This is a genomic window from Bacillus sp. TH50 (assembly GCF_016650565.1).
GTDB classification, from domain to species: domain Bacteria; phylum Bacillota; class Bacilli; order Bacillales; family Bacillaceae_G; genus Bacillus_A; species Bacillus_A mycoides.
Genome location: NZ_JAEKFM010000007.1, coordinates 298,380 through 324,320, shown reverse-complemented (window position 1 = coordinate 324,320; position 25,941 = coordinate 298,380). Strand labels below are relative to the sequence as shown.

The window sequence follows — 25,941 nt, the reverse complement described above, 5'->3', positions numbered from 1 at the left end:
GCAACCCTATATAAAATTCACCAATTTCAAGCCTCATACAATTCTAAAGGCAAGCCATCAGGATCTTGGAAAAAGACAAATTTTTTATCCGTAATTTCATCCATACGTATCGCTTCAGTCTCCACACCGCATTGTTTTAAATGGTTTACAGCTTCTTCTATATTTGTAACAGCAAATGCTAAATGTCTAAGTCCAGCTGCTTCTGGAAAACTTGGGCGCTCAGGCGGACTTGGAAATGAAAATAATTCAATTTGATACTCTTCCCCTACACATAAATCTAACTTATAAGAATCTCGTTCTTTTCTATATACTTCATTTATCGCTTTAAAACCTAATATCCGAGTATAAAAATCCTTTGACAGTTCATAATTCGAACAAATAATTGCAACGTGGTGCACTCTACATATATTCATGCTCTCTCTATTCCTTTCTTTACCAAAGATGCATATTCTCCCTTGAAATGAAAAACATATATAGCAGAATATCTCTTTTAGGGGGCTTACTATGAAATTTATTACTTTTTTCGTGGGACTTATCGTTGTTTTCTTCCTTGCTTATATTGCTAGCAACAATAAGAAACATATTAAATTTAAACCAATTTTTATCATGCTTATTATACAATTAATTTTAACCTATTTATTATTAAATACAGAAATTGGTCTCATACTTATTACGGTAATTTCTAGCCTGTTTACGAGGCTACTTGAGTATGCTGCCAGTGGTATAAACTTTGTATTTGGCGGTCTTGCAAATAAAGGGGAAATGCCATTTTTCCTTAACGTATTATTACCGATTGTCTTTATCTCCGTCTTAATTGGTATATTGCAACATTTCAAAATACTACCATTCTTTATTCGTTGGATTGGTTTCTTTCTTAGTAAAATAAACGGTCTTGGGAAATTAGAATCTTACAACGCCATCGCTTCCGCTATTGTCGGCCAATCAGAAGTTTTTATTACGGTTAAAAAACAATTAGCCCAAATTCCAAAACATCGACTATATACACTTTGCGCCTCTGCTATGTCAACAGTATCTATGTCCATTGTCGGTGCCTATATGACAATGATTGAACCAAAATATGTAGTAACCGCACTCGTTCTCAATTTATTTAGTGGTTTTATTATCGTACTCATTATTAACCCTTACGACGTTAACGATGATGAAGACATTTTGGTAATAAAAGGGGAAAAACAAAGTTTCTTTGAAATGCTTGGAGAATACATTCTTGATGGTTTTCGTGTAGCAATTGTCGTCGGTGCTATGCTCATTGGATTCGTCGCATTAATGAGTTGCATTAATGACCTATTCCTCATTATATTCGGCATTACTTTCCAACAATTAATAGGCTATGTATTCGCCCCTATTGCATTTCTTATCGGCGTACCAAGTTCTGAAATTGTCACAGCGGGTAGCATTATGGCAACAAAGCTTGTAACAAATGAATTTGTAGCAATGATGGATCTTAGTAAAATTTCCAGCACTCTCTCTATCCGTACAGTTGGTATTATTTCTGTCTTCCTCGTTTCTTTTGCCAACTTTTCTTCCATTGGAATTATTTCCGGTGCGGTAAAAGGGTTAAACGAAGAACAAGGAAATGTTGTTGCCCGCTTCGGCTTAAAATTACTATACGGCGCTACTCTTGTTAGTATTTTATCCGCGATTATTGTAAGTATTATGCTTTAATTAGGTAAAATTTTATCATTTTCTTATCCCTGTCTTTTGTATACAATAACGAATAGGTGTCTTATAAAGTGAAACTTTAATCAGAGGGGGCTATCCCCCACTGATTATTAGCCCTCACCAATCGGGCATTTACGGGCAGTTATCTCCCACCTAACTTCCTTGCATTCGCTGGACTTTGAGGTGGGAGTTTTACTGCCCGTTAATGCGGGATAAATAATCAATACATCTATTTTTTATACATGTACAATACCTTTTATTTAGCGTAAAATATTTTTTATGTGTTTTAATACGCTTCTAGATGTATACACTTTGATTGTTTTAAAGGAGAAAAAATGATGAAATCCGACATTAACAACGAAACTCGAGCCAAAAAAGGACGTTCAAAGAAAAAGCGCCTACTTTGGTTCATTCTTATTCCCTTACTTATTGTAGCAATGGGAGCAGGAGGCTATTCCTTCCATATATACAGTAAAGCAAAATCTGTCTTAAGCAACGCTTATTCTGAACTCGGCCGAGGAGATAAATCCAGCAAACGTGAAAAAGCTGTTAAACCTATGACTGATAATATTTCTGTCCTGATCATGGGTGTTGATGAAAGTGATATCAGGGAAAAAGGTTACGGAAAAGCGACTCGTACAGATGCATTACTACTTGCAACAATTAATAAAAATGATAAATCTGTTAAACTAGTCAGCATTCCACGTGATTCACGCGTCTTCATTAAATCACGTGATAAATATGATAAAATTACACATGCACATGTATTTGGTGGTGTAGACAGCACAATTGATACAGTAGAAAAATTTTTAGATGTACCAGTTGATTACTATGTAAAATTTAATTTCAAATCCTTTATCAAGATTGTTGATTCTCTAGGTGGTATAACTGTCGACGTTCCAGTTGAGTTCACAGAACAAAATAGTAGCGACGAAGCAGATGCAATTCACCTAAAAAAAGGGCGTCAACATTTAAATGGAGAAGAAGCACTTGCACTAGCTAGAACGCGTCATATTGATAGTGATTATATGCGTGGTCAACGACAACAACTTGTTTTAGAGGCTATTGCTGAAAAAGCCCTATCTCTCAATTCCATTAATAAAATCGGAAGCCTATTAGATGCTGTCGATACAGACTTAAAAACAAATTTAACTTTTGATGATATGATGACTATTGCAAAAAATTCAATGGATTCAAATTTAAAAATGGATAAATTGCAAGTGGAAGGTACTGATAAATATATAGGTGGTATTTATTATTACGTTCCAAACGAAAAGAGTGTTAATGATATATCGACAACACTTCAAGAACATCTCGGTGTTACGAATAAAAATGAGCATAAAAAATTATAATAAAAAGGCTGCTAGATTTTTCTAAGCAGCCTTTTTATTATAATTTTCAACATATTTCTCATGCATATTGTGACAAAAAGAGACAATTATTACAGCAGTGTAACGTTTTTTATGAAAACATTACACACGTAGTGAAAATAATAGTATACTAGGACGTACATAATGTTATTTTCATCATTTTTATACAAAAAATGTAATACATATATTTATACAAACTTTTCTGGGGGAAATAAATGAAGCTAAGCAAAATACTGATTGGTTCCGCTATTGCTGGTGGCATATTACTTTGTGTTGGTGGCATTGGTGGATATCAATATGTATCCAAATTAAATAATCAACTAAATACAACTGCACTACCAAACACTACATTTGAAGGTATTTCTCTTGATGGAAAAAATAAAGCAGATATTCAAGCCCTTGTTAATCAAAAGATGAATGAATTAAATCAAAAATCTCTTAACTACGTATTCCAAAATGATAAGCAAAATTACACGTGGAAAGATTTAGGAGTAGATTATAAAGAGAAGGATATTGTCGACAATATCTTTAAAGAACAAGAAGGGAACGTAATGAATCGTTACAATATGCGTAAGCAAGCTGAAAACGGTGAAGTAAAACGTGACTATAAATTAACACCACAATTAAATACAACAACTTATGAAACCTTTATAAAGGATAAATATAATGAAACATTAAAAAATCCTGTCAACGCCGAATTAAGTGTTGAAGGCTCTACAGTAAATATTAGCCAAAGTCAAAATGGGGAAAAAATTGATAAAGGAAAATTAACCGATTTAACAAGCGCAGCTATTACTTCTGGCACACCCGATGTTGTATTACCAGTTACACTAATAAAACCTGAACATTCTACAGAAGATATACAACAAATGGGGATTAAAGAAGTGATTGCTGAATACTCTACCCCAATGGCTGGCCGTAATGGAAATCAGTCCTATAACGTAAATAAGTCAGCTAATACTTTAAGTGGAGTTATTGTAGCACCTGATGAAACGTTTAGTTTTAATGGCCGTGTTGGCGTAACTGATGCTGCACATGGTTATAAATCCGCAGCAGTATATTCACAAGGTAAAGTTATACAAAGTGCAGGCGGAGGCGTTTGCCAAGTAAGTAGTACTTTATACAGCGCAGCTTTAAGGGCAGATTTAGGAATTGTTTCTCGAAGCAATCATTCTATGCCTGTAAATTATTTACCACTTGGGCAGGATGCAGCAGTGGCAGATTATGGTCCGGATTTAAAATTTAAAAACAATACAGGTAAGCATATTTACATTCAAGCATTTTCAAATGGCGGTAGTATTACTACACGTATTTTCGGTACAAATACTGGTAAAAATGTTGAAGTTTCTTCTCAAGTAATTAGTAATACTGGTGATAAAATAACAGCGGTTACGTATAAAAAAGTAACACAAAACGGTGAAGTACTCTCAAATGGACAAATTTCAAAAAGCGTATATAAAAGTGCCCCAAAACAATGAGATAATATCAAACGGACAAATTTCAAAAAGCGTATACAAAAAGGCGTGATCTACTCACGCCTTTTTCTTTTGCAATAATAGTAAAAAATTTTCCAGATGATCTTTCGTTTCTTCTAAAGACCACACACGATTGCCTTGCTTCGCAGCTAATACGCACGCTTCTTCCCACGCGTTCTTTTTCTTCATATTTACTAATTCATCGCGTAATTTCAAAACAATCTCTTCGTCCTCTTGCTCTATAAACTCTTCCATCACGCTTACTATTTCATCCTCATGAATACTTAACGTACAGTACGATTTAAGAAAGTATTGTAATGTTGGATACATATATACTCCCCCTTTATTTATCTGATGGATAAGAAGTAATAATCTTAAATCCTAGATTTCCTGATTTATCTCTCGCTAAAACAGTAACAGCCTTTACTAGTTTGTCTTTTACATTCATATTTTTCTTTATTACTGTTTTTCCAACTGGGAATGAATGAGTTGTATTCAATACAAGACGAGCCTCTTTAGAGTTTTTCAACCAATCCTGAATTTCTTTATCATGTTGTTTTAAACTATCTTTCACAGCCTTTGTCGCTGTTTCCTTATCATAGTATGTACTTGCCGCTGAAACTTTATCTGTCTTCAAACGATTCTTCAAATCCTCTTCTGATTTGCCTACATGCCTTTCAATCGTATGACCATTTTTAGGTGGCCCTTCCATTTCATCTAAAATATTATCACTAATTTTTTCTACTGATGTAGAATGATCCTCTTTTGGTTTTTCTGTTTTTTGTTCTTTTCCTGCACATCCACTTAAAATCAGCATTAGTGCCAATAAACTACTCAAGAAAAGACTACTTAATCGTTTCATCGTATCACCTCTTCCATGATTATTATCGTAACTCCACTAAAAGTCAATTTCACAAAGAAAAAATGGATACAGTTTTAAAATCCCTCATTCATTTCACTATATTTTCCACCCCCCTTTCATCAAATTACTGTTTTTCGCCCTTTTTAAAATATACCCCCATGTTTTTATGATTATTTCCCAGATGAAAACATCAATCGAAACACTCCATAAACCCTTTAAGCACAGGATTTATGGAGTGTTTTTTAAATAAACTAAATATACCCCTATTTTCATATACCCTATACCTATATAAGGTATAAAAACACCTTTCTATCAACTGTTTTCTACATTATGTAAATTTGCACTTGCCTATACAATGTAAATATGGTGTAATGCAAAAAAAGATAAAGGATTTTATAAAATGGCTGAAACAATTCAAAACTTCTTAACAGACTATTATTCAATCGCAATTCCACTTAGTATATTAATCAACATCATCATCAGTCTTTTAGGTTTTATCCCTAGTATTTTTTTGACCGCCATTAATATACAGCTCTTCGGTGTAACAAATGGCACAATCATTTCGATCGCAGGTGAGGCATTAGGGGCTATTATCTCGTTTTATATTTATCGCATAGGCCTTCAAAAGTTCACTCACGATAAAGTAAATAAGTATCCAAAGGTAGAACGTCTTCTTTACGTAGAAGGCAGAGAGGCATTTCTACTCGTCCTATCTTTTCGTTTTATTCCTTTCATTCCGTCCAGTATCGTTACTTTATTTGCAGCTCTCGGCAAAATGTCATTACTCTCTTTCAGTATTGCCAGCACAATAGGGAAAATACCGGCCTTATTGATTGAAGTATATTCTGCATATCATGTCATTAACGGAACAAATGAAGCGAAGTGGATTATTACAATCGCAGGTTGTGTTGGATTGTTTTATTTGTGGAAAAAATGGAGACAAAATAAAGAAGGAGCATAGGCTCCTTCTTTATTTTTTGAAGTATATTCTATTAATATATATATCTTACGAATAGAAATATCTTAGTTTACACCAACAGCACTAAATGATTGCTTAACTGCTGTTACTTCAGCAGAACTCGCACCATATAAATCAGCTGCAGCTTGTACTGCACCAGCACGCGCTTGACTAAATGTAGTAGATTGCGTGAAATACTGTGTATTTGCACGGTAGTAAATCGCACCTAATTTATCTTTACCGATACCAGTTACAGTTACACCAGAATGCGTACCACCATTTGCTAATAAATAAGCTTGTTTGTTAATAATACCACTGTTTGTATGAACGCCACCGTTATCACTTGAACCAGTGTAACGCTTAGAATAATGATCTGGATCACCATATTTCGCTGGATCACTCATAGAACGAAGTGCATCTCCTGCTTGTCCAGGTGTATAAATATCTTCACCAATCTCCCAATCTGGGTTACGGTTATCATAGAATTCTACTAAAGTACCAAAAATATCAGAAATTGCTTCATTTAACGCTCCTGATTCATTTTGATAAATTAAATCCGAGCTATTTTCCGTAACAGCATGTGTTAATTCGTGTCCAATTACATCAATTCCACCAGATAATGAAGTGAATGTTACACCATCACCATCTCCGTATACCATTTGTGAGCCATTCCAGAATGCATTATTATACTTACTTCCGTAATGAACTGTTGATTTTAATGGCGCTCCTGCATCATTAATAGAGTTTCTGTTAAATGTAGCTTTATAGTAATCATATGTTTTACCTGCATAGTAATGAGCATCTACTGCCGCTGCATCATACGCTGCATTGAAAACATTATCTGCATCTGCCCATAATGTTCCTGGTAATGTTGAGCGGTTTTTCGCATCATATGTGAAAATTGTTGCTCCGCGCGTATTATCCTGTAAGTAGTAAGACGATCCAGATAACGTTGTATTAAGCGATTTTGTATCTCCTAATACACCTTTACCAGTTCCAACTTTATTCGTCCCTGTTACAGGCTTTACAACCGCTTTCGCTTCCTGTTTAGGAGCATCTTGCTTAACTGATGACTTATCATCATTCGTTACATGATCAAGTTTATTATATTTATTTAACACTTTACCGCTTTCCGCTTCAATGAAATAGTAATAGTTTCCTGGATTTGGCTCTAAGAAGTTTAAATTCACAACGTATGCATATGTCGTTTCTTCACCATTTTGATATACATATAAGTCCGCTTTTGGATCCACTTCATATTTAGGTGTTACTCCTAAATCTTGTTGCGCAATTTCAATTGCTTTTGCGCCTTCAATCTTATTTTTGTTTTTTAACTTTTCCTTCTTGTCTAAATCAGGCGCAACTGTTCCAGACAATACTTTTAAAGAACCATCTTTACTTACGTGAGCTACTTGAGTAGAACCCCATACAGGCACTCCCTCGTAAACTTGTTGCATACGCACTACCGTTGAATCAGTTACTGCATCTTTCTTCACTTGTTTCACTTTGAAAGAATCTTGCGCACTCTTTTCCCCTAGCTTATAATCACCTTTTGCTGCGTTTAAGTAATCAAACACCACAGATTCCGCTTTCTTACCAGTCGCTCCAGTTAGATCACCAGAAATAAACTCAGGTGACTGTACCGTCTCATTGTACTTCTTAGTAGAGAGTACATTTTTAGAATCCGCAAACGCAGAGCCTGTCCCTCCAAATGTTGTAACTGCCATTCCTGTCGCTAAAACTAATGCTAAACTCTTCCTTTTCATATAACCTTCCCCCTAATAAAAAATTTTTGAAAAAGAGTAATTTCATATTAGCATTATGTTTCCACTATTAATATACTAAAAATTCAAATAATTATTTTCTCAAGTTTTGTAGAATTTTGAGGAACAAATATTGAAAAAAACCCTTTCCGTTGGGAAAGGGTTTTTTTTATAAATTAATTTGTTCAACTGTTTTAGCTTCTTGCCCTAGAGTATCCGGCTTCCAAGCATACTGAATATCCAATACTACAGCTGCAATTGCCATAACCACAAATGTTCCTGCAATTAACTTTTTCATACTATCCCTCCTCTTTACTCTTCTAATAAAGTAATCGCTAATTTATAATAGCGATTACTTTCTTTAAAATCTGAGCATTCTTCTAAGTATTCAGCTAGTTCTAAGTATACTTTCTTTAAATCTTTTATATTTTCCTCTGTTTTAAAGAAAGGAACTACTTCTGTTTCTAGAAATTTTTTATAGAGGTCTCTTTCTTCAAAATATTTATATCTTAAATTTAACAATAAATATAACATCCCTTTGTATCTATCATCTTTCCTTGCAGCAAGGATACCTTTTTCAATCCATTCAGCCGCTTCCTCAAGTTCTCCTAATTGAATACACTGTAACGAGAGCTCATACATGGCATCAATATAATTCATATCCTCTTCTTTTTTATACTTTAAGCATTCTATATAATACTCTTTCGCCTTGGCATAATTTTTTTGTCGGTAGTACAGATAACCAATATTATTTAAAGCAATAGAAAGAATATTATCTTTATCAGCAAAAGAAGTTGCTTCTCTTATGATATGATTATAGATTTCCATAGCTTCATTATATTGTTTTTTTCTAGTATAACTAAACGCAATTAAAAACTTACAATTAATTATATTTCTAAATTTATATTCACTTTTAAAACCTTCTAATGCCACATTAGCAAAATATAATGTCATATGGTCTATTTCCATCTGACTATATGTCAATGCCAAATTATAATATATTCCTGTTTCATAATACCCTAACTCTTTCGCCATCGATTCCGTCTTTAACAGATATTCTAATGCCTGCGTATATTTGTACTGCACAGAATATAATAATGCCTTATTATACGTATATAACATCTTCTGAAAAGGCGAGTATTTCTTATACACTTTCTTCAATCCGTCCAATTCTTCTTCAACAGCAGGGAGATCCCGCTTCATCATTAAATAACGTGTATACAGCAGTTTATAATAATTTATAATTTCAAAATCCAACACATGCTTCATTTCACCTTGCAACTCTTCGTATATGCGCTCTACTTGTTGCTTGTCCAAATGAACTAATGCATTCAACCACTCGTCCAACTTCACTTTCACATCTTCTTCTACATCTCTCAAATCCGTCACAGCAATTTCTAGTCTTGCGCAGAGCAATTGTAGAATTTCTTCTGATGCTTCAATCTTTCCATTTTCGATCTTACTTAAGTATGAGACAGAACAAATGCCCTGACATAATTCTTCTTGTGTCATTTTTTGCTGTAGCCGTTTATAAAAAACTTGCTTGCCTATTTTTTCTAATGTTTGTTGCATTGTCCTCCTCCATTCTCATTACCCCCACTACTCTAATAATACATAAAATCTAGAGAAATATAAATTGATAAATGTAAATTTTCTAAAAAATATGCATTATTTCATTTTTTTCTCTCTTGACTTCAATCGCCTATTACTTCTTTGCTACGAAAGGGGAAAAATTGGTATACTATAACCAAATTACGGAGGTGTTTTCGCAATGAATCATTATAAAGACGATAGTTACGCCTTACATACAGATTTATATCAAATCAACATGGCTTATACATATTGGAAAGATGGTATTCATACTCGCCGTTCTGTTTTTGATCTATACTTTCGAAAGCTTCCATTCGAAAACGGCTATGCTGTTTTTGCTGGTCTTGAAAAAATTGTAGAGTACATAGAAAATTTCAGCTTTACCGAAAGTGACATCGCTTATTTAGCAGAGCTGCAATTTGAAGAAGACTTCCTTCATTATTTACAAAACATGAAATTTACTGGCACGATTCGTAGTATGCAAGAAGGCGAAGTTGTTTTTAATAACGAACCATTATTACGTGTTGATGCACCGCTTGGCGAGGCACAAATAATTGAAACTGCCCTCTTAAATATTGTAAATTACCAAACATTAATTGCTACAAAAGCTGCACGTATGAAGCACGCTGCAAATAATGATGAGCTTTTAGAGTTCGGTACAAGACGAGCTCATGAGTTTGATGCTGCCCTTTGGGGAACACGAGCTGCCTTTATTGGTGGTTTTTCATCTACAAGTAACGTTCGCGCAGGGAAACGATTTGGCATCCCTGTAGCTGGCACACATGCCCATTCTTTCGTTCAAGCATATCGCGATGAATATGTTGCATTTAAAAAATATGCTGAAACACATAAAAAATGTGTATTTCTTGTCGATACATACGACACATTAAAATCTGGTGTTCCAAATGCGATTCGTGTTGCAAAAGAGTTCGGGGATCGTATCGATTTTTATGGTATTCGCCTTGATAGTGGTGATATGGCATATTTATCAAAGGAGGCCAGAAAACAACTTGATGCAGCTGGATTTACAAACACAAAAATTATCGCTTCTAGCGATTTAGATGAATATACGATTATGCACTTGAAATCTCAAGGGGCAAAAATTGATGTATGGGGTGTTGGTACAAAGCTGATTACATCCTTTGAGCAGCCAGCATTAGGGGCTGTTTATAAACTAGTCGCTATTGAAGATACTGACGGAAAATTAAATGATACGATTAAGATTTCATCTAATCCTGAAAAAATTACAACCCCAGGACTTAAACGAGTTTATCGTATTATTAACCGTGTTAACGATCATGCAGAGGGCGATTATATTGCTTTAGAGTCAGAAGAACCCGGAAAAGAAGAGCGTTTAAAAATGTTTCATCCAGTTCATACATATATAAGTAAATTCGTAACAAGCTTTGAAGCACGCGAACTACATCAAGATATTTTCATTAACGGTAAAAGAGCGTATGAATTACCTAATATATTAGATATTCAAAAGTATAATGAACGCAGCCTCTCACTATTTTGGGAAGAGTATATGCGAACTTTAAACCCAGAAGAGTACCCTGTCGATTTAAGCCAAGAATGTTGGGATCATAAAATGAATTATATTCAAACTGTTCGAGAACAGGTTGAAAAAAACATACAAAAATAAAGTGAAGCTTTAATCAGTGGGGTTTTGTCCCTCCCCCACTTCTCCATTTTTCAATACTATATGGATATTTGTAAAAAATATATTAAAATAATAAGAAGAATATTATATTTTTGTAAATTTATATATTAAATTATTTAAAAACAAAATAATATTTGATATTATTTTCTTGAGTCAATTTCAACAAAATAACCAATAAAAAAGAGGACGCAATTGCGTCCTCTTTTTTATAAATCTTTTACTCGTAGTACACGCATTGCATTTAATACCGCAAGTAACGTCACACCAACATCTGAGAAGACTGCTTCCCACATTGTTGCAATACCAAAGGCGCCGAGTAATAACACTAACCCTTTTACCCCTAATGCAAATATAATATTTTGCCATACGATGCTACGTGTACGTTTTGCAATTTTTACTGCTGTCACAATTTTTGAAGGCTCATCAGTCATAATAACGATGTCAGCAGCTTCAATTGCTGCATCTGACCCTAAGCCGCCCATCGCAATACCAACGTCTGCCCTTGCTAGTACTGGCGTATCATTAATACCATCACCGACGAATGCAATCTTTTCTTTACCGCGTTTTGCTGCATCAATTTTTTCGATTGCTTCTACTTTTTGGTGTGGTAATAATTCGGCATGAATTTCATCTAAACCTAATTCTTTACCAACAGCTTCCCCGACTGATTTTACATCACCAGTTAACATGACTGTCTTCTTAATACCTAGTTCTTTTAACTTTTGAATTGCTTGTTTTGAATCCTCTTTTACCTCATCAGAGATAACAATATAACCTGCATATTTACCATCTACAGCAACATGAACTAGTGTACCTACTGTATTTGGTTGCTTAAATGTAATGTTTTCTTTGCTCATTAATTTAGCATTACCTGCGAAAATTTCTTTTCCTTGTACTTTTACAACCGTACCATGACCAGAAATTTCACTATAGTCTTCAATAGCATTTTCATCGATTGATTTTCCATATGCATTTCGAATAGATTGTGCAATCGGATGATTTGAATATACTTCTGCAAATGCTGCATATTCTAATAGCTCTTCAGCTGCGATACCTTCACTAGGCTCCATCTTCGTAACTTTAAAGACACCTTTTGTTAATGTTCCTGTTTTATCAAAAACGATATATTTCACATCATTCAATGCTTCTAAATAGTTACTTCCTTTTACTAAAATACCACTTTTAGATGCCCCACCAATACCGCCAAAGAATCCAAGAGGAATCGATACAACGAGCGCACATGGACAAGAGATTACTAAGAACACTAAAGCTCTATAAATCCAATCGGAGAATGTAGCACCCTCTAAAATAAGTGGTGGAATAAATGCCATTATTGCTGCTGTTATAACTACAACAGGAGTATAATAACGTGCAAACTTTGTAATAAAGTTTTCTGTTGGCGCTTTTTTGCTACTTGCATTTTGTACTAAGTCTAAAATTTTCGATACAGTGGATTCACCAAACTCTTTTGTAACTTCGACAATTAATACACCATTTTGGTTTACAAAACCACTTAATACGTCATTACCAACTTCTACTTCCCTCGGTACAGACTCACCTGTTAACGCTGAAGTATCCATCATTGATGTTCCCTCAACTACTTTCCCGTCTAACGGTACTTTTTCACCTGGTTTTACGATAATATACTCACCAATTTGCACATCTTCTGGTGATACTTGTTTCGTTTCGTTTCCAACTTTCACATTTGCATAGTCAGGACGAATATCCATTAATGACGTAATTGATTTTCGAGAACGATTTACTGCAATACTTTGGAACAGTTCCCCTACTTGGTAAAATAGCATAACTGCTACCGCTTCTGGATATTGTTGAATCGCGAAAGCTCCTAAAGTTGCAATTGCCATTAAAAAGTTTTCATCGAACACTTGGCCGCGAGTTATGTTTCTTACCGCTCTCCAAACGATATCTCCACCTATTAATAAATAAGCAAGGACGAATAATGGAATTGTTATCATTTGCGGTAATCCGGCTAACGCAGCAATTCCTGTCAAAATTCCACCGACTACTAATCTTCCTATCATCTTTTTCACATTTCCATCACCATGATCATGGTCGTGTCCTTTTTCCTCTTCACGAACAACTTTTACATCAGGCTCTAACTTTTGAACAACATTTTTTATATTTTGTACAGTCGATTCAAGTTCTCGTTTATTTGCAACTTCTACTCGTAATTTCTTTGATACGAAATCAACAGTCGCTTCTGAAATTGTTGGCATTTCCTTTACCTTATTTTCAATCTTCATTGCACAATTTGCACAGTCTAAGCCTTCTAATACAAATACTTCTTTTACTGATTTTATTTTTTGCTCTTCTTGCACTTTAATATGTGGCTCTAATTTTGTAACAAGTTGCTTCGCTTCCGTAACAACTTGATTTTCTTTATTTTGCGGTGTTTCTAAAAGCATCGTTTTTGTTGCAAAGTTTACGGAACAAGATGTTACCCCTTCTATATTCCCAACACCTTTTTCAATTTTCATTGCACAATTTGCACAATCTAAACCTTCTAGCATAAGTTTCTTTTTCACTAATGCTTCTGCCATCGTTCTCCCTCCTCGCTTTTTTATTCTTCCTCGTTTACGTGTTCAAACGCTTGCTCGAAGATATGAATTACGTGTTGATCAGCTAATGAGTAATAAACTACCTTTCCTTCTTTACGGTTCTTTACAAGCTTTGCTTGCTTTAATACACGAAGCTGATGTGAGATTGAAGATTGCGTCATTCCTAATAAATAAGCTAAATCACAAACACACATTTCAGCTTCAAATAATGCATGTAATATTCTCGTACGTGTACGGTCACCTAATACTTTAAATAATTCTGCTACTTTACTTAAACTTTCATCAGTCGGAATTGTTTGTTTTACTTGATCCACGATTTCCTCGTGAATTACCGTTTGAGAACATGCTTCCTGTTGCGTTTCTACTTTATTTTCAGCCATCACAGCTCACCTCTTTATTTGAACATATGAACAACTATTCATATGTCTTATACCTTTATTATATGAGCGTCCATTCATATGTGTCAATGAATTCTCATACATTTTTTAAAACATTTCGTTCACATTTCAAAATAAACATATAAATATTCTCCGCATCTATCATGCCCTTCATACAAAAAGGATGCACGAAAACTACCGTGCATCCCTTCTTATTTATCCCGCATTAACGGGCAGTAAGACTCCCACCTCAAAATGCAGTTGGAACAAAGAAGTTAGGTGGGAGATTAACTGCCCGTAAAAGCCCGATTGGTGAGGGCTAATAATCAGTGAGGGATGAAGCCCCCCACTGATTAAAGTTTCACTTTATTAACTTTTACTGCATCCACAATTAACGAAGCAAATCCTAACTTTCCATCCTGATTTCTATGATCAAAGCGTTTCGAACGATAAATAAGTCCACCGTTCTCTTTCCAATCACTATAATGAAACTGGCCATTCTCATCACAGTATTCTAAAAGCTTTACTTGAAAACCTACTGCTTCAAACATAGATATAATCGTTTTGTAGTTATGTACAATTTTATGACTTGCAGCTGGATGATCTAACGGGCCAGGTCCTCCCACTTGCACACCACGCTGATATTCTTCATTGGGGAAAAATGCATCCGGCACTGCACAACGAATATAACCATCATCTTGTAAAAACTCAAAGCATATTTTAGCTGCTTCTATACCTTCTTCATACGATAAATGCTCCCATACATGTTCAGCTAAAATTACCGATAAAGAATTAGGCTGAAATTTATTAAGCCACGTTTCTCTTTTTAATAAATTTAATTCATCCTCATTTGTATGTAACCAACCTGGGTTATTATTATATCCCTCTGCTCCAACGACAACTTTCGTCTCCATCTTTCCACCCCTTCTTATATTCCGACATAAAAATTCGACAACATAACATTGGTCTCCTTTATTTCCCCAAAAGAAAAAGCCTTGCGCGCTCCCTAGACGCACAAGGCTTACTAACTTTATATCCCTTTAATTAGCTTTTTCTAAACTATCTTGCGAACTTCCATCGTCTTTTAAATGACTATGTTTTTTCGAATAAACAAAGTATACAACCACTCCGATTGCTAACCAAACACCGAAGTATATCCATGTTTTTAACGGTAGATTTACCATTAAGAATAGACAGCTTGCAACTGAAATAATCGGTAAGATTGGTACAAGTGGTACCATAAATCCACGTTGTAATTTTGGGTGCGTTTTACGAAGAATGATGACAGTTACACCAACCATCGCAAATGTTAATAACGCTCCAATATTCGCTAAATTCGACAATTCTTTTAAATCGATAAATCCGGCAATTAAAGCACTACCAATTCCTGTTAACCAAACTGAAAATGTTGGTGCTTCTGTCTTCTTGTTAATTTTCGCAAAAGATTTTGGCAATAAACCGTCACGGCTCATAGCGAAGAATACACGTGTTGTAGCGTAGATGTATGCGAAAATTACAGCCATAATACCAATTACAGCTCCAATAGCGATTACACCAGCCACTTTATCTTGTCCTACAACTTCTAATACATAGGCCATCGCTTCAGGTACATCTAATTCCTTATAAGAAACCATACCTGTCATAACGAGACAAACTACAACATAAATGATTGTACAAATGACTAATGAAGCAATAATACCAATCGGCAAATCACGTTGTGGATTTTTCACTTCTTCAGCAGAAGTTGCTAATGCATCAAATCCTAAGAAAGCGAAGAATACTGCTGCTCCTCCGGCAAAGACTCCACTTAAGCCGTACGGTGCAAATGGTATCCAGTTTTCTGGTTTCACGTAGAATACACCAACTGCAATGAATAAAACAACAATACCAATTTTAATTAATACCATTATGTTATTCACACGCTTACTTTCTTTTGTACCTCGTGATAATAACCAAGTTATCATCAACGTAACGATAATTGCGGGTAAGTTCACCATACCACCTTGCGATGGAATCGTTAACAATGCTTTAGGAATTTCAAGTCCTAATCCACTCACTAAATTATTGAAATAACCTGTCCATCCGCCAGCTACTGCGGCAGTCGTTACGACATATACCGATAGCAATGTCCATCCCATTAAATGGGCAACAAACTCACCAATTGTTGCATATGAATATGTGTACACACTACCTGAAACAGGAAGTGCAGATGCAACCTCTGCATAACATAAAGCTGCAAATCCACAAACAATTGCTGCAATCATAAATGAAAAAATAACTGCTGGACCAGCATCTCTTGCTGCTACTAATCCAGTTAATACTAGAACTCCTGTACCAATTATCGCACCAATCCCTAGCATTGTTAGGTCAAATGCCCCTAGCGTTTTCGTCAAAGTTTTACTTTTACTTTCCCCTAACAATTGCGTAACGGATTTCTTTTTAAATAGGTTGGCCACGATGAATGCCCCCTTTTACCAAGAAGAGCTAAGAGGTATTATCTCTTAGCTCTTATCATGTTGTTATATATATTGTTCGATTTTGTTTTGTATAATGCTTCTATTAGCAAGATACTGTTTCTGCTTCTAATAATTCTTTAGCACCTTTGTACTCTACACCGTGAGCTTCTGCAACTGCTTCGAATGTTACATAGCCTTCTAATGTATTAATACCTTTTAATAATGCAGTGTTGCCTAGGCAAGCTTCTTTGTAGCCTTTGTTAGCAATTTGTACTGCATATGGTACTGTTACGTTTGTTAATGCAAGAGTTGATGTACGTGGAACCGCACCTGGCATGTTTGCAACTGCATAGTGAACAACGCCGTGTTTTTCATAAGTTGGGTTATCATGAGTTGTAATACGGTCAGTTGTTTCGAAAATACCACCTTGGTCAATCGCGATATCTACAACAACAGAACCTTGTTCCATTGATTTAATCATTTCTTCTGTTACAAGTTTTGGCGCTTTTGCACCTGGGATTAATACTGCACCGATTACAAGATCAGACTCTTTTACAGCTTCTGCAATATTGTAAGGATTAGACATTAAAGTTTTTACTTGGTTTCCGAAAATGTCATCTAATTGACGAAGACGTTCTGCACTTAAGTCGATGATTGTTACATCCGCACCTAGTCCAACTGCAATTTTAGCAGCATTTGTACCAGCTTGTCCACCACCGATAATTGTTACTTTACCACGTTTAACTCCTGGAACACCTGCAAGTAAGATACCTTTACCGCCTTTGTTTTTCTCAAGGAATTGCGCACCGATTTGTGCAGCCATACGACCAGCTACTTCACTCATAGGTGCAAGTAATGGTAATGAACGGTTTTCTAATTGTACTGTTTCATATGCGATAGCAACAACTTTCTTTTCAATTAACGCTTTTGTTAATTCTGGTTCTGGAGCTAAGTGTAAGTATGTGAATAAGATTAAACCTTCGCTGAAGTGTTTGTATTCGCTTTCAACTGGTTCCTTAACTTTCATAACCATTTCCATGTTCCAAGCTTCTCCAGCCGTATCAACAATTTTCGCTCCCGCTTCAACATACTGAGCATCTGTGAAACCAGATCCTACACCTGCGTCCTTTTGAATGAATACTTCGTGATTGTTACGAACTAAATGTACAACACCTGCTGGTGTCATTGCCACACGGTTTTCGTTGTTTTTAATTTCTGCTGGTACCCCAATACGCATAATGAAATGCCCCCTTATAATTAACAGAAAAAAGGAATTCTTTTTTCTTTTTTAAATAATTAATAACTTATGTCCTTATTCTAGCATAACTTAAAAGTTATGAAAACGCTAACATACTATTTTTTTTAAAGTTTATATATTTAGAATAGTGTAAATATATAAAACATTGATTTTATTGGGTTCTCCGTACCACTCCATCATCTATTACTCTATTTCTATTATATCTATTCAAAATGCATAGTAATTATTTATTATTTGACAATAATGTAACAATGTAAAAAAACTAAGCAATGACGTATACATATACACTTATTACTTTGTTCAATACTTTAGAAATATATTCTTTTCACAAAAAAACAGCTACTAGCATTTAGCCAGCAGCTGGATAACTTATAAATAACTTTGAAAATAGATCTTCTGTCGTCTCGGTAATTTTATCAAACATATCACTTTCACGATCTTCTTGCTCTTTTAACATCTTAATTGTTTCACGTGCGTCTTCAGGATAATCGGTAATGATACCATCCACGTTTAACTTATAATATGCCTTTAAACTTTCCATATCATTTACTGTCCATACGTAAATTGGCTTGTTTAGCTTCCTTGCTTCTTTTACTAATTTCTTATTTAACATGTATTCTTCTGCTACATAAAAATCAGCCTTCACATTCTTTAAGTTAGCTCTACTCGCATACAGTATGTATCCTACTTTTATATTTGGATTTGCACGTTTAAACTCTTTAATAAGCGGATAGTGTAACGTTTGAATGACACATTGCTTCTCAAATTCATTATCTTTAATCGCTTTTAATACTTTGTTTACGAAATCTTTTTCGCCACCATGGAGCTTCACTTCAATATTAAGTTTGATTTTTCCTTTTGCCAGCTTAATGATCTCATCAAGTGTACTTATTTGTCCTGAAAACCCATCTTGACTAAGGGTAAGCTGTCTTAACTCCTCCATCGTTAAATCTGACACGTGAACATTAGCATTCGCAAGACGTTTTAGCTTCAAATCATGTATAACTGCTAGTTCACCGTCTTTTGTTTGCAGTACATCAATTTCAGCGTAGTCTGCTTTGGCATCAATAGCCCCCTGCAGAGCTTCTTTCGTATTCTCTACACCTTTTGAAATATAACCACGATGAGCCATAATAATTGGTTCTTTATATGAATTTGAAATAAACGTTACAATGAAGGCAACGACCATTCCGGCAGTAATAATTCCTACAATATATACACCAATAAATTTCCAACGATGTTTTTGGAAGAAACATTTATCTGCTTTTGTTTTCGAATAATCTAATCCTTCTTCTAATAAAACATCTTCAACCGGAACCTTTTGTAAATACAATCGTGTTATTGCCATAATATAAAATGGCGTCACGATAAAACTAAATAAATACAATGTACTCGTTAAAAATACAGACATTGTTGATTCTGCTAATAATGCAAATGTTCCCTGTGGATTTGTAAATTCATACATGCCCCATAGACACAATAAATACATTCCAAAAAATACACCGTACACAATCCCTATTGAAATAAAAAATCCTACTAAAAAGAATAGTACTTTAAAAAAACTTTCTTTTACTAACGTTGCACTTTTACGTGCTGCTGTGCGAAACGGCTTTTGCTCTAAAACAACAATAGGTAGAACAAAAATCCAGCGAAGGTTCAAATACGCAACTACAGCAAAGAACGTGTAATAACCAACTTGTCCCATCGTTGTCTTAAACAGTTCTCCTGTAATAAAGTTAGGAATTTGAATTTGCGGAATTAATGCCGTTTCATATCCAAGATTTAAAAGAGGTAACAATACGACAGCATATAAAATAAATCCTGGTAAGCAATATGTGAAAAGAGTAGGTAAATACGTTACGGTTTTATATAAAATCGGACGTAATTTCACCTTTTGTCTTTTATGAGCGAAGTACGAAATGATAATAAGCACCGCAAATTCCGTAAAGATAAGAAACAGTGCTAACAATGATAAAATTACGATTGCCAAAATGCCGTATGGTGTCTTTAAAAACGCTAATAATTCATCATTCGTCGCATTTGCATAACCACCAAAATACAATAACTTATTAAAAATGATCCCAAATAGCGGGACAAATACAATCGCTGCTAATAATTTATAAGTAAGTTGAAAGGTTAATACATTCCAAAAAGCAAATCTAACTGTTTGAAAGGAATGTCCCATTACTCCTGGTATAGATAGTCTTTTACGGTGTTGCATATATTCCTCCACATTCTAAAACGATATTTGAGATGGATTCCACATTTCCAATTTCAATCCATCTTTTTAATAATAATATATTCCGCTTAACATGAACACTCTTATACATATAATGAAAAAAGTGATGGCTAATCCCATCACTTTTTTCACTCGCTCTATTTTTTCTCTAGTCCTTGTCCAAATGCTTTTAAGAAACTAAAACCAAATGTAATCGCCCTGTTGATATCTGGATCTTTTAACACTTTAAAGAAATCCATCACTTTTGTTTTTTTGCCACTATTTAATTCCTCTGTTGCAAATTGTAATCCAGTGACTAAACTAGATGTTATTTGTTTCGTTATTTCTGGGTCCACTGAAGATAATGCCTCTCCTGCCCCCATCATATTGTTTAATGCGTTTTTTACTGGTTCACGATTCAATTGTTCAACAGCTATTTTGGAAACATCTTCTTTTGCAGCAAGTAAACTAATTGCTGCATCCAAAATCCCAGCTTTTTGCAACTGCGCTAATAGCTGCATCGTCTCTTCTACTGCTTCTCTATTTTCAGCTAGATCATTTAACAACTCATCTGTTACTTGCTGTTTCTTTTCTTCTTCTGTTACAACCTTCTTTTTAATTAAAGTAATCTCTTTTGCCATGATCTCCGCCCCCTAATTCTGGTCCACAAGTGCTACGTATTGTTTTCTTTGCCACTTTTTCTCGATTTCAACACCATTTTGCGGATGACGTTTTTTATCTCTCGGGTTTGAAGATGGTAACGGACGATTTCCTTTTTCACGTAATACACGCAGTTTCACCATTGTTTGTTTATAAGCTGGTGTACACGTATAAATATCTGTTGCTGTTCCTGTTAAAATATTGATTGCCTCTTCATTTACTGTCGCATGCATCGGCAAATATAACTCATTTCCAGTTACACGATCTGTAACAAGCGCTTGTACTTTGATCTTTCCAAATGGCGATGCTAACTCTACAAGACCACCATCTTTCACATTGCGTTCTTTAGCAAGTTCAGGTGAAATTTCAACAAATACTTCAGACACTTTAGATAAAATACCAGCCGACTTATTCGTCATATTCCCTTCATGGAAATGCTCTAGCATACGGCCATTATTTAATAGTAAATCATACTCATCTGGTGCTACAACTGGCGGAACCCATTCATCTAGTGATAAACGTGCTAGTTTGTCTGGGAAGTTAAATCCATCTACATATAATAATGGTGTATCACTACCATCATGGCTACCCCAACATAAACTATTCCAGCCTTCTAGACGGTCGTACGTCGCTTGAGAGTATAACGGTGCAAGCGATGCAATTTCGTCCATAATTTCACTTGGACTTCCATAATTCCAGTCTCCGCCCAGTGCACGAGCTACTTTTTGTAAAATCCACCAATCTGGTTTTGAATCACCAAGCGGTTTCAATACTTCATATAATCTTTGAATACGGCGCTCTGTATTCGTAAACGTTCCTTCTTTTTCTAAGCTTGGTGCTGCTGGTAAAATAACATCGGCGAAACGAGCTGTTTTCGATAAGAACATATCTTGAACAACAAGGAAGTCTAAATTCGCTAAAATATGTTGTACATGGTTGGCATTTGAATCTACTAAAGCCATTTCTTCTCCCATAACATACATACCACGCAGTTTTCCTTCTTCGGCCGCAAGTAACATTGCGATATTATTTAATCCCGGTTCTTTCGGAATGGTAGTACCGTATGCTTTTTCAAATTTCGCACGATGCACATCATCTGAAACAGCTTGGTAACCCGGAAGCCAGTTCGGTAATGTCGCCATATCACAAGCACCTTGTACGTTATTATGCCCGCGTAACGGATACGCACCGGCACCAGGACGACGGTAGTTACCTGTAACGAGAAGTAAGTTTGAAATTGCTGCTGACGTTGTACTTCCTCCTGTATTTTGAGTTACACCCATTCCCCAAAGTACACAAGTACCATCTGCTTCATATACCATACGAGCCATTTCTTTTAACTGAGCTTTAGAAATCCCTGTAATTCCCTCAGTATAATCAAGCGTATATTTTTCTAGCATTTTGCTATATTCATCAAAGTTCTTTACATTTTCAGCTATGAACTTTTTATCGTGCCATTCTTGATCAATAATGTATTTCGTTATCCCAGCAAGCCATACATAATCCGTTCCTTGACTCGGGTGAACAAATATATCAGCACGCTCCGCCATTTCATGTTTACGAAGGTCTGCGACAATCAGTTTTTGTTCATGTAATTTATGCGCACGTTTCACTCTAGTTGCAAGTACAGGATGTCCTTCTGTTGGATTTGCACCAACAATAATAACAAGACCTGCCTCAGCAATATCTTTCACTGTTCCAGCATCTCCGCCCATACCGACAGTTTTAAATAAACCGTCTGTTGCTGGAGATTGGCAATAACGGGAACAGTTATCTACATTATTTGTTCCATATATTTGACGAGCTAGTTTTTGCATAAGATAGTTTTCTTCATTTGTTACTTTCGAAGAAGAAATAAACCCAAACGCATCGCTACCATATTCTGATTTAATATGTTGCATATTAGATGCAACAACTTCAAGAGCCTCTTCCCATGAAGCCTCAACAAACATATCCCCTTGGCGAATTAACGGCTTTGTAATACGCTCTTCACTGTTCACAAAGTCCCATCCAAATTTGCCTTTTACACATGTGGAAATACCATTAACCGGTGCATCTGAAACAGGTTGCACTTTTAAAATTTGTCGATCTTTCGTCCATACTTCAAATGAACAACCTACACCACAAAATGTACAAACTGTTTTTGTCTTATTAATTTTCGTCTTACGCATCGCGGACTCTACTTCTGAAACTGCTAAAATACTGCTATATCCAGGCTCTACATCTTTTACAAAATCAATCATTGGATTTAGCACATCTGGTTTTAAACCAGTCATAAATCCAGCTTCTCCTAGCATCGTTTTTTCCATTAATGCATTACAAGGACAAACTGTTACACATTGCCCACAGCTAACACAAGACGATTCATTTATACTCACACCATTGTCCCAAATAACACGTGGACGGTCTAAACTCCAATCAATCGATAAAGTTTCATTTACTTGTAAATTTTGGCATACTTCTACACACTGCCCACAAGCAATACATTGATTTGGATCGTATCGATAGAATGGATGCGACGTATCCACTTCGCATGCACTTACTTTCGGTTCATATGGATATTTCTGTTCTTCAATCTCCATCATATGTACTGTATTATGGACTTTACAGTTACCATTATTGTTATCACATACTGTACAATACAATAAATGATTCTCTAATATTCGATCCATCGCTTCAGTTTGTGCTTCCTTTGCACGTTCCGATTGCCTCTCAATATGCATGCCATCTTCCAACTTCGTCGAACAGGCACGTAGTAAACTTCCATTCACTTCTACAATACATGTATCACAAGTTTGAATAGGATCTACCTCTGGTACATGACAAATTTGAGGATGTTCTAAATTACTTTCGTTAAACAATTGGAGTATCGTCTTTTCACCTGATACGAAAAATTCTTTACCATCAACGGTTACACGGACTGTCTGTTCTGTCATAGTTTCCCCTCTCCTTACAACTAACTGTACAACACAATTATGAATCCGTTTTCATAATTGTGTTGTACATATTTTTGAAGCGCCCTGTTGAAATACTTTCCTTTGGAAGTCGATTCTAGATGTTATAAGGTATAACTACGAAAGCTTGAAAATGTCGCTATTCTACAAATCTATTATATCGTACATATACAATAATAACCAAAATAATCTGCCATCTTCTTGTTAGTAGATGCTTTTGTTTTTTCGATGTTTTATGATAAATATGGAGAAAAATACATATAAAGGGGAATTTAATATGGGGCCTATTCAAGAAACATATACAATTGTACGTTATCAATCTGGTACATTTTCAAAACAAACCGATGAGGTTGTTACGGAATCTCCCATTACAATTAAATTAAATAGCGAAGAATACGTAACAGTTGTATGCACTCCTAATTACATTGAAGATATGGTAATCGGTTTTTTAATTTCTGAAGGAATTATTTCTTCTTATAAAGATATTGAAGAATTATGGATCCAAAAAGAAAACGGAATTGTCCATGTAAAATCATCAAAAATTAATCCACTCTATCAAACTTTATATAATAAACGGTACGTAACTTCTTGTTGCGGGAAAAGTAGACAAGGTTTTGTTTTCATCAACGATGCAGCAAAAGCAAAAAAATTACATGATATACATATAACTATTACTCCGGAAGAATGTTTTCACCTAATGACTTCCTTACAACAATCTTCAACTACATTTCGCCAAACGGGTGGTGTGCATAATACCGCTTTATGTGATCGAAATAACATTCTTTTATCAAGAATGGATATCGGAAGACATAATGCGCTAGATAAAATATACGGTCACTGTTTACGAAACAATATATCTGTTCAAGGAAAAATCATTGCATTTAGCGGACGCATCTCATCTGAAATTTTGTTAAAGGTTTCAAAAATAGGTTGCGAAATTGTTCTATCTAAATCAGCTCCAACTAAACTAGCTCTGCAACTCGCCCACGATTTAGGTATTACCGTAGTAGGATTTATTCGAAATGGATCTTGCAATATTTATACACATCCAGAACGAATCGATGGCTACAAAATAAACGATTGAATACGTAAAAGAAAGTGAAAATTTAATCAGTGGAGGGTTTTTCCCTCCCCACTGATTATTAGCCCAACCAATCGGGCTTTTACGGGCAATCCGACTCCCACGAATAGTTGGATAAAAATGACTCCTTTACAAAGCGGGGATTTTAGTTATAAAAATGTAACATATTAAAACCTTGAATAGTTAATAAAGTTAATATATAATTTCATTACATAAAGTGAAGGCTTTTACGGGCAGTTGATCTCCCACCTAACTTCTTTGCTACAGCCGAATTTTGGGGTAGGAGTTTTACTGCCCACAAATAGCGGGATAAAATAAAAACATAGTAGCATAATCTTTTCATTCTTTTACAAATTAAGAAAGAATAGTCACAGAATACATTTAACTAAACTTAATCTTACAAAGTTAATGAATTAAATTTGAATCAATCTAGGAGGTTACAACTATGGAAATTCGCTTATTAACAACAGAGGACGCAGAAATTTATTTGAAAGTTTGTATGGAAGGTTTAACGAAAAACCCTGAGGCTTTTAGCTCTTCTTATGAAGATGTTCTTAAACATGAAAACCCTGTCGCTGCTATGGCAAAGCGATTAAGTAATCCGGATAAGTATACTCTAGGTGTCTTCAAAGATAATGATTTAGTCGGTATTGCTACTCTAGAAACAAAGCCATTTATTAAGCAAGAGCATAAGGCAAAAATTGGCTCCGTTTTTGTTTCTCCAAAAGCGCGTGGTCTCGGTGCAGGACGAGCTTTAATTAAAGCGATTATTGAAAATGCCGATAAATTACATGTAGAACAGCTCATGCTTGATGTTGTTGCTGATAACACTGCTGCAAAAAAATTATATGAGTCCCTCGGCTTCCAAACTTACGGCGTGCAAGAACGGTCCTTAAAACATAATGGCCAATATTGGGACGAAGAGCATATGGTTTTATTCTTAAATAATTAACATTTCAATATAATTTTTCAAAAGCATCTTCTTATTAATTAAGAT

21 protein-coding genes are annotated in these 25,941 nt (G+C 35.1%); 7 read left to right on the top strand and 14 right to left on the bottom strand.

The annotated features are described in order from the left end of the window. Window positions 1-26 precede the first annotated feature (26 nt). A complete protein-coding gene (gloA2, locus tag JFU23_RS18720) occupies window positions 27-413 on the bottom strand; it encodes an SMU1112c/YaeR family gloxylase I-like metalloprotein (protein WP_001017670.1) in 387 nt (128 codons plus the stop codon). Window positions 414-504: 91 nt separating this feature from the next. On the opposite strand from gloA2, the gene JFU23_RS18715 reads away from it, so the two are divergent. From JFU23_RS18715 to JFU23_RS18705, 3 genes are all read left to right on the top strand, one after another. Next, window positions 505-1,683 carry a NupC/NupG family nucleoside CNT transporter gene (locus tag JFU23_RS18715; protein WP_000668860.1) on the top strand — a complete coding sequence of 393 codons (1,179 nt, stop codon included), beginning with the start codon at window positions 505-507 and terminating at the stop codon, window positions 1,681-1,683. Window positions 1,684-2,015: 332 nt separating this feature from the next. Then, window positions 2,016-3,032, top strand: coding sequence for an LCP family glycopolymer transferase (locus tag JFU23_RS18710; protein ID WP_002029713.1), 1,017 nt, complete (start codon window positions 2,016-2,018; stop codon window positions 3,030-3,032). Between the two features lie 233 nt (window positions 3,033-3,265). Beyond that, on the top strand, window positions 3,266-4,528 hold the full coding sequence (locus tag JFU23_RS18705; protein WP_201032444.1) for a VanW family protein: 1,263 nt from the start codon (window positions 3,266-3,268) through the stop codon (window positions 4,526-4,528). Between the two features lie 54 nt (window positions 4,529-4,582). On the opposite strand, the gene JFU23_RS18700 is transcribed toward JFU23_RS18705, so the two are convergent. Next, complete coding sequence (locus tag JFU23_RS18700; protein WP_016097207.1) at window positions 4,583-4,855, bottom strand: hypothetical protein; 273 nt, start codon at window positions 4,853-4,855, stop codon at window positions 4,583-4,585. Window positions 4,856-4,868: 13 nt separating this feature from the next. Then, complete coding sequence (locus JFU23_RS18695; RefSeq protein WP_201032443.1) at window positions 4,869-5,387, bottom strand: RNase A-like domain-containing lipoprotein; 519 nt, start codon at window positions 5,385-5,387, stop codon at window positions 4,869-4,871. A gap of 400 nt (window positions 5,388-5,787) precedes the next feature. Between JFU23_RS18695 and JFU23_RS18690 the strand changes: the two genes are divergently transcribed. Beyond that, a complete protein-coding gene (locus JFU23_RS18690; protein WP_085309053.1) occupies window positions 5,788-6,348 on the top strand; it encodes a TVP38/TMEM64 family protein in 561 nt (186 codons plus the stop codon). 62 nt (window positions 6,349-6,410) lie between these two features. On the opposite strand, the gene JFU23_RS18685 is transcribed toward JFU23_RS18690, so the two are convergent. The 3 genes from JFU23_RS18685 to JFU23_RS18675 form a co-directional block, all read right to left on the bottom strand. Beyond that, window positions 6,411-8,111 carry a M4 family metallopeptidase gene (locus JFU23_RS18685; RefSeq protein ID WP_002140339.1) on the bottom strand — a complete coding sequence of 567 codons (1,701 nt, stop codon included), beginning with the start codon at window positions 8,109-8,111 and terminating at the stop codon, window positions 6,411-6,413. A gap of 166 nt (window positions 8,112-8,277) precedes the next feature. Continuing rightward, a complete protein-coding gene (locus JFU23_RS18680) occupies window positions 8,278-8,406 on the bottom strand; it encodes an NprX family peptide pheromone (RefSeq protein ID WP_000733136.1) in 129 nt (42 codons plus the stop codon). Between the two features lie 14 nt (window positions 8,407-8,420). After that, window positions 8,421-9,680, bottom strand: coding sequence for a helix-turn-helix transcriptional regulator (locus JFU23_RS18675; RefSeq protein ID WP_201032442.1), 1,260 nt, complete (start codon window positions 9,678-9,680; stop codon window positions 8,421-8,423). Window positions 9,681-9,879: 199 nt separating this feature from the next. Between JFU23_RS18675 and JFU23_RS18670 the strand changes: the two genes are divergently transcribed. Continuing rightward, window positions 9,880-11,343 carry a nicotinate phosphoribosyltransferase gene (locus JFU23_RS18670; protein WP_002169184.1) on the top strand — a complete coding sequence of 488 codons (1,464 nt, stop codon included), beginning with the start codon at window positions 9,880-9,882 and terminating at the stop codon, window positions 11,341-11,343. A 224-nt stretch (window positions 11,344-11,567) separates the two neighbouring features. Here JFU23_RS18670 and JFU23_RS18665 read toward each other — a convergent pair whose 3' ends face one another. The 8 genes from JFU23_RS18665 to fdhF all read right to left on the bottom strand — a co-directional run bounded on the left by JFU23_RS18665 (window position 11,568) and on the right by fdhF (window position 23,845). Next, window positions 11,568-13,922, bottom strand: a complete 2,355-nt coding sequence (locus tag JFU23_RS18665; RefSeq protein WP_201032441.1) for a heavy metal translocating P-type ATPase — start codon at window positions 13,920-13,922, stop codon at window positions 11,568-11,570. Window positions 13,923-13,942: 20 nt separating this feature from the next. Continuing rightward, on the bottom strand, window positions 13,943-14,320 hold the full coding sequence (locus tag JFU23_RS18660) for an ArsR/SmtB family transcription factor (RefSeq protein ID WP_002010461.1): 378 nt from the start codon (window positions 14,318-14,320) through the stop codon (window positions 13,943-13,945). Between the two features lie 350 nt (window positions 14,321-14,670). Continuing rightward, complete coding sequence (locus JFU23_RS18655) at window positions 14,671-15,231, bottom strand: class I SAM-dependent methyltransferase (protein WP_033713463.1); 561 nt, start codon at window positions 15,229-15,231, stop codon at window positions 14,671-14,673. Window positions 15,232-15,357: 126 nt separating this feature from the next. Next, window positions 15,358-16,773, bottom strand: a complete 1,416-nt coding sequence (locus tag JFU23_RS18650; protein ID WP_201032440.1) for an amino acid permease — start codon at window positions 16,771-16,773, stop codon at window positions 15,358-15,360. Between the two features lie 103 nt (window positions 16,774-16,876). Next, window positions 16,877-18,010: an alanine dehydrogenase gene (gene ald / locus JFU23_RS18645; RefSeq protein ID WP_201032439.1), complete on the bottom strand. Its 1,134-nt coding sequence runs from the start codon at window positions 18,008-18,010 to the stop codon at window positions 16,877-16,879. 370 nt (window positions 18,011-18,380) lie between these two features. Continuing rightward, on the bottom strand, window positions 18,381-20,252 hold the full coding sequence (locus tag JFU23_RS18640) for a glycerophosphoryl diester phosphodiesterase membrane domain-containing protein (protein WP_201032438.1): 1,872 nt from the start codon (window positions 20,250-20,252) through the stop codon (window positions 18,381-18,383). 155 nt (window positions 20,253-20,407) lie between these two features. Further along, entirely contained in the window at window positions 20,408-20,890 is a 483-nt protein-coding gene (locus JFU23_RS18635) for a helical membrane plugin domain-containing protein (RefSeq protein WP_085309041.1), read from the bottom strand. Between the two features lie 12 nt (window positions 20,891-20,902). After that, entirely contained in the window at window positions 20,903-23,845 is a 2,943-nt protein-coding gene (gene fdhF / locus JFU23_RS18630; protein ID WP_201032437.1) for a formate dehydrogenase subunit alpha, read from the bottom strand. 295 nt (window positions 23,846-24,140) lie between these two features. Between fdhF and fdhD the strand changes: the two genes are divergently transcribed. Next, window positions 24,141-24,947, top strand: coding sequence for a formate dehydrogenase accessory sulfurtransferase FdhD (gene fdhD / locus JFU23_RS18625; RefSeq protein WP_137059776.1), 807 nt, complete (start codon window positions 24,141-24,143; stop codon window positions 24,945-24,947). Between the two features lie 442 nt (window positions 24,948-25,389). Continuing rightward, a complete protein-coding gene (locus tag JFU23_RS18620) occupies window positions 25,390-25,896 on the top strand; it encodes a GNAT family N-acetyltransferase (RefSeq protein ID WP_000405886.1) in 507 nt (168 codons plus the stop codon). Window positions 25,897-25,941 lie beyond the last annotated feature (45 nt).

What these genes read in the sequence shown, in the direction of transcription:
- JFU23_RS18690 (WP_085309053.1), top strand. Translation starts at nt 5,788, where the DNA reads ATGGCTGAAACAATTCAAAACTTCTTAACAGACTATTATTCAATCGCA.
- JFU23_RS18685 (WP_002140339.1), bottom strand. Translation starts at nt 8,111, where the DNA reads ATGAAAAGGAAGAGTTTAGCATTAGTTTTAGCGACAGGAATGGCAGTT.
- JFU23_RS18710 (WP_002029713.1), top strand. Translation starts at nt 2,016, where the DNA reads ATGATGAAATCCGACATTAACAACGAAACTCGAGCCAAAAAAGGACGT.
- JFU23_RS18665 (WP_201032441.1), bottom strand. Translation starts at nt 13,922, where the DNA reads ATGGCAGAAGCATTAGTGAAAAAGAAACTTATGCTAGAAGGTTTAGAT.
- JFU23_RS18670 (WP_002169184.1), top strand. Translation starts at nt 9,880, where the DNA reads ATGAATCATTATAAAGACGATAGTTACGCCTTACATACAGATTTATAT.
- JFU23_RS18660 (WP_002010461.1), bottom strand. Translation starts at nt 14,320, where the DNA reads ATGGCTGAAAATAAAGTAGAAACGCAACAGGAAGCATGTTCTCAAACG.
- gloA2 (WP_001017670.1), bottom strand. Translation starts at nt 413, where the DNA reads ATGAATATATGTAGAGTGCACCACGTTGCAATTATTTGTTCGAATTAT.
- fdhD (WP_137059776.1), top strand. Translation starts at nt 24,141, where the DNA reads ATGGGGCCTATTCAAGAAACATATACAATTGTACGTTATCAATCTGGT.
- JFU23_RS18655 (WP_033713463.1), bottom strand. Translation starts at nt 15,231, where the DNA reads ATGGAGACGAAAGTTGTCGTTGGAGCAGAGGGATATAATAATAACCCA.
- JFU23_RS18700 (WP_016097207.1), bottom strand. Translation starts at nt 4,855, where the DNA reads ATGTATCCAACATTACAATACTTTCTTAAATCGTACTGTACGTTAAGT.
- fdhF (WP_201032437.1), bottom strand. Translation starts at nt 23,845, where the DNA reads ATGACAGAACAGACAGTCCGTGTAACCGTTGATGGTAAAGAATTTTTC.
- JFU23_RS18640 (WP_201032438.1), bottom strand. Translation starts at nt 20,252, where the DNA reads ATGCAACACCGTAAAAGACTATCTATACCAGGAGTAATGGGACATTCC.
- JFU23_RS18705 (WP_201032444.1), top strand. Translation starts at nt 3,266, where the DNA reads ATGAAGCTAAGCAAAATACTGATTGGTTCCGCTATTGCTGGTGGCATA.
- JFU23_RS18635 (WP_085309041.1), bottom strand. Translation starts at nt 20,890, where the DNA reads ATGGCAAAAGAGATTACTTTAATTAAAAAGAAGGTTGTAACAGAAGAA.
- JFU23_RS18715 (WP_000668860.1), top strand. Translation starts at nt 505, where the DNA reads ATGAAATTTATTACTTTTTTCGTGGGACTTATCGTTGTTTTCTTCCTT.
- JFU23_RS18620 (WP_000405886.1), top strand. Translation starts at nt 25,390, where the DNA reads ATGGAAATTCGCTTATTAACAACAGAGGACGCAGAAATTTATTTGAAA.
- JFU23_RS18680 (WP_000733136.1), bottom strand. Translation starts at nt 8,406, where the DNA reads ATGAAAAAGTTAATTGCAGGAACATTTGTGGTTATGGCAATTGCAGCT.
- JFU23_RS18695 (WP_201032443.1), bottom strand. Translation starts at nt 5,387, where the DNA reads ATGAAACGATTAAGTAGTCTTTTCTTGAGTAGTTTATTGGCACTAATG.
- JFU23_RS18675 (WP_201032442.1), bottom strand. Translation starts at nt 9,680, where the DNA reads ATGCAACAAACATTAGAAAAAATAGGCAAGCAAGTTTTTTATAAACGG.
- ald (WP_201032439.1), bottom strand. Translation starts at nt 18,010, where the DNA reads ATGCGTATTGGGGTACCAGCAGAAATTAAAAACAACGAAAACCGTGTG.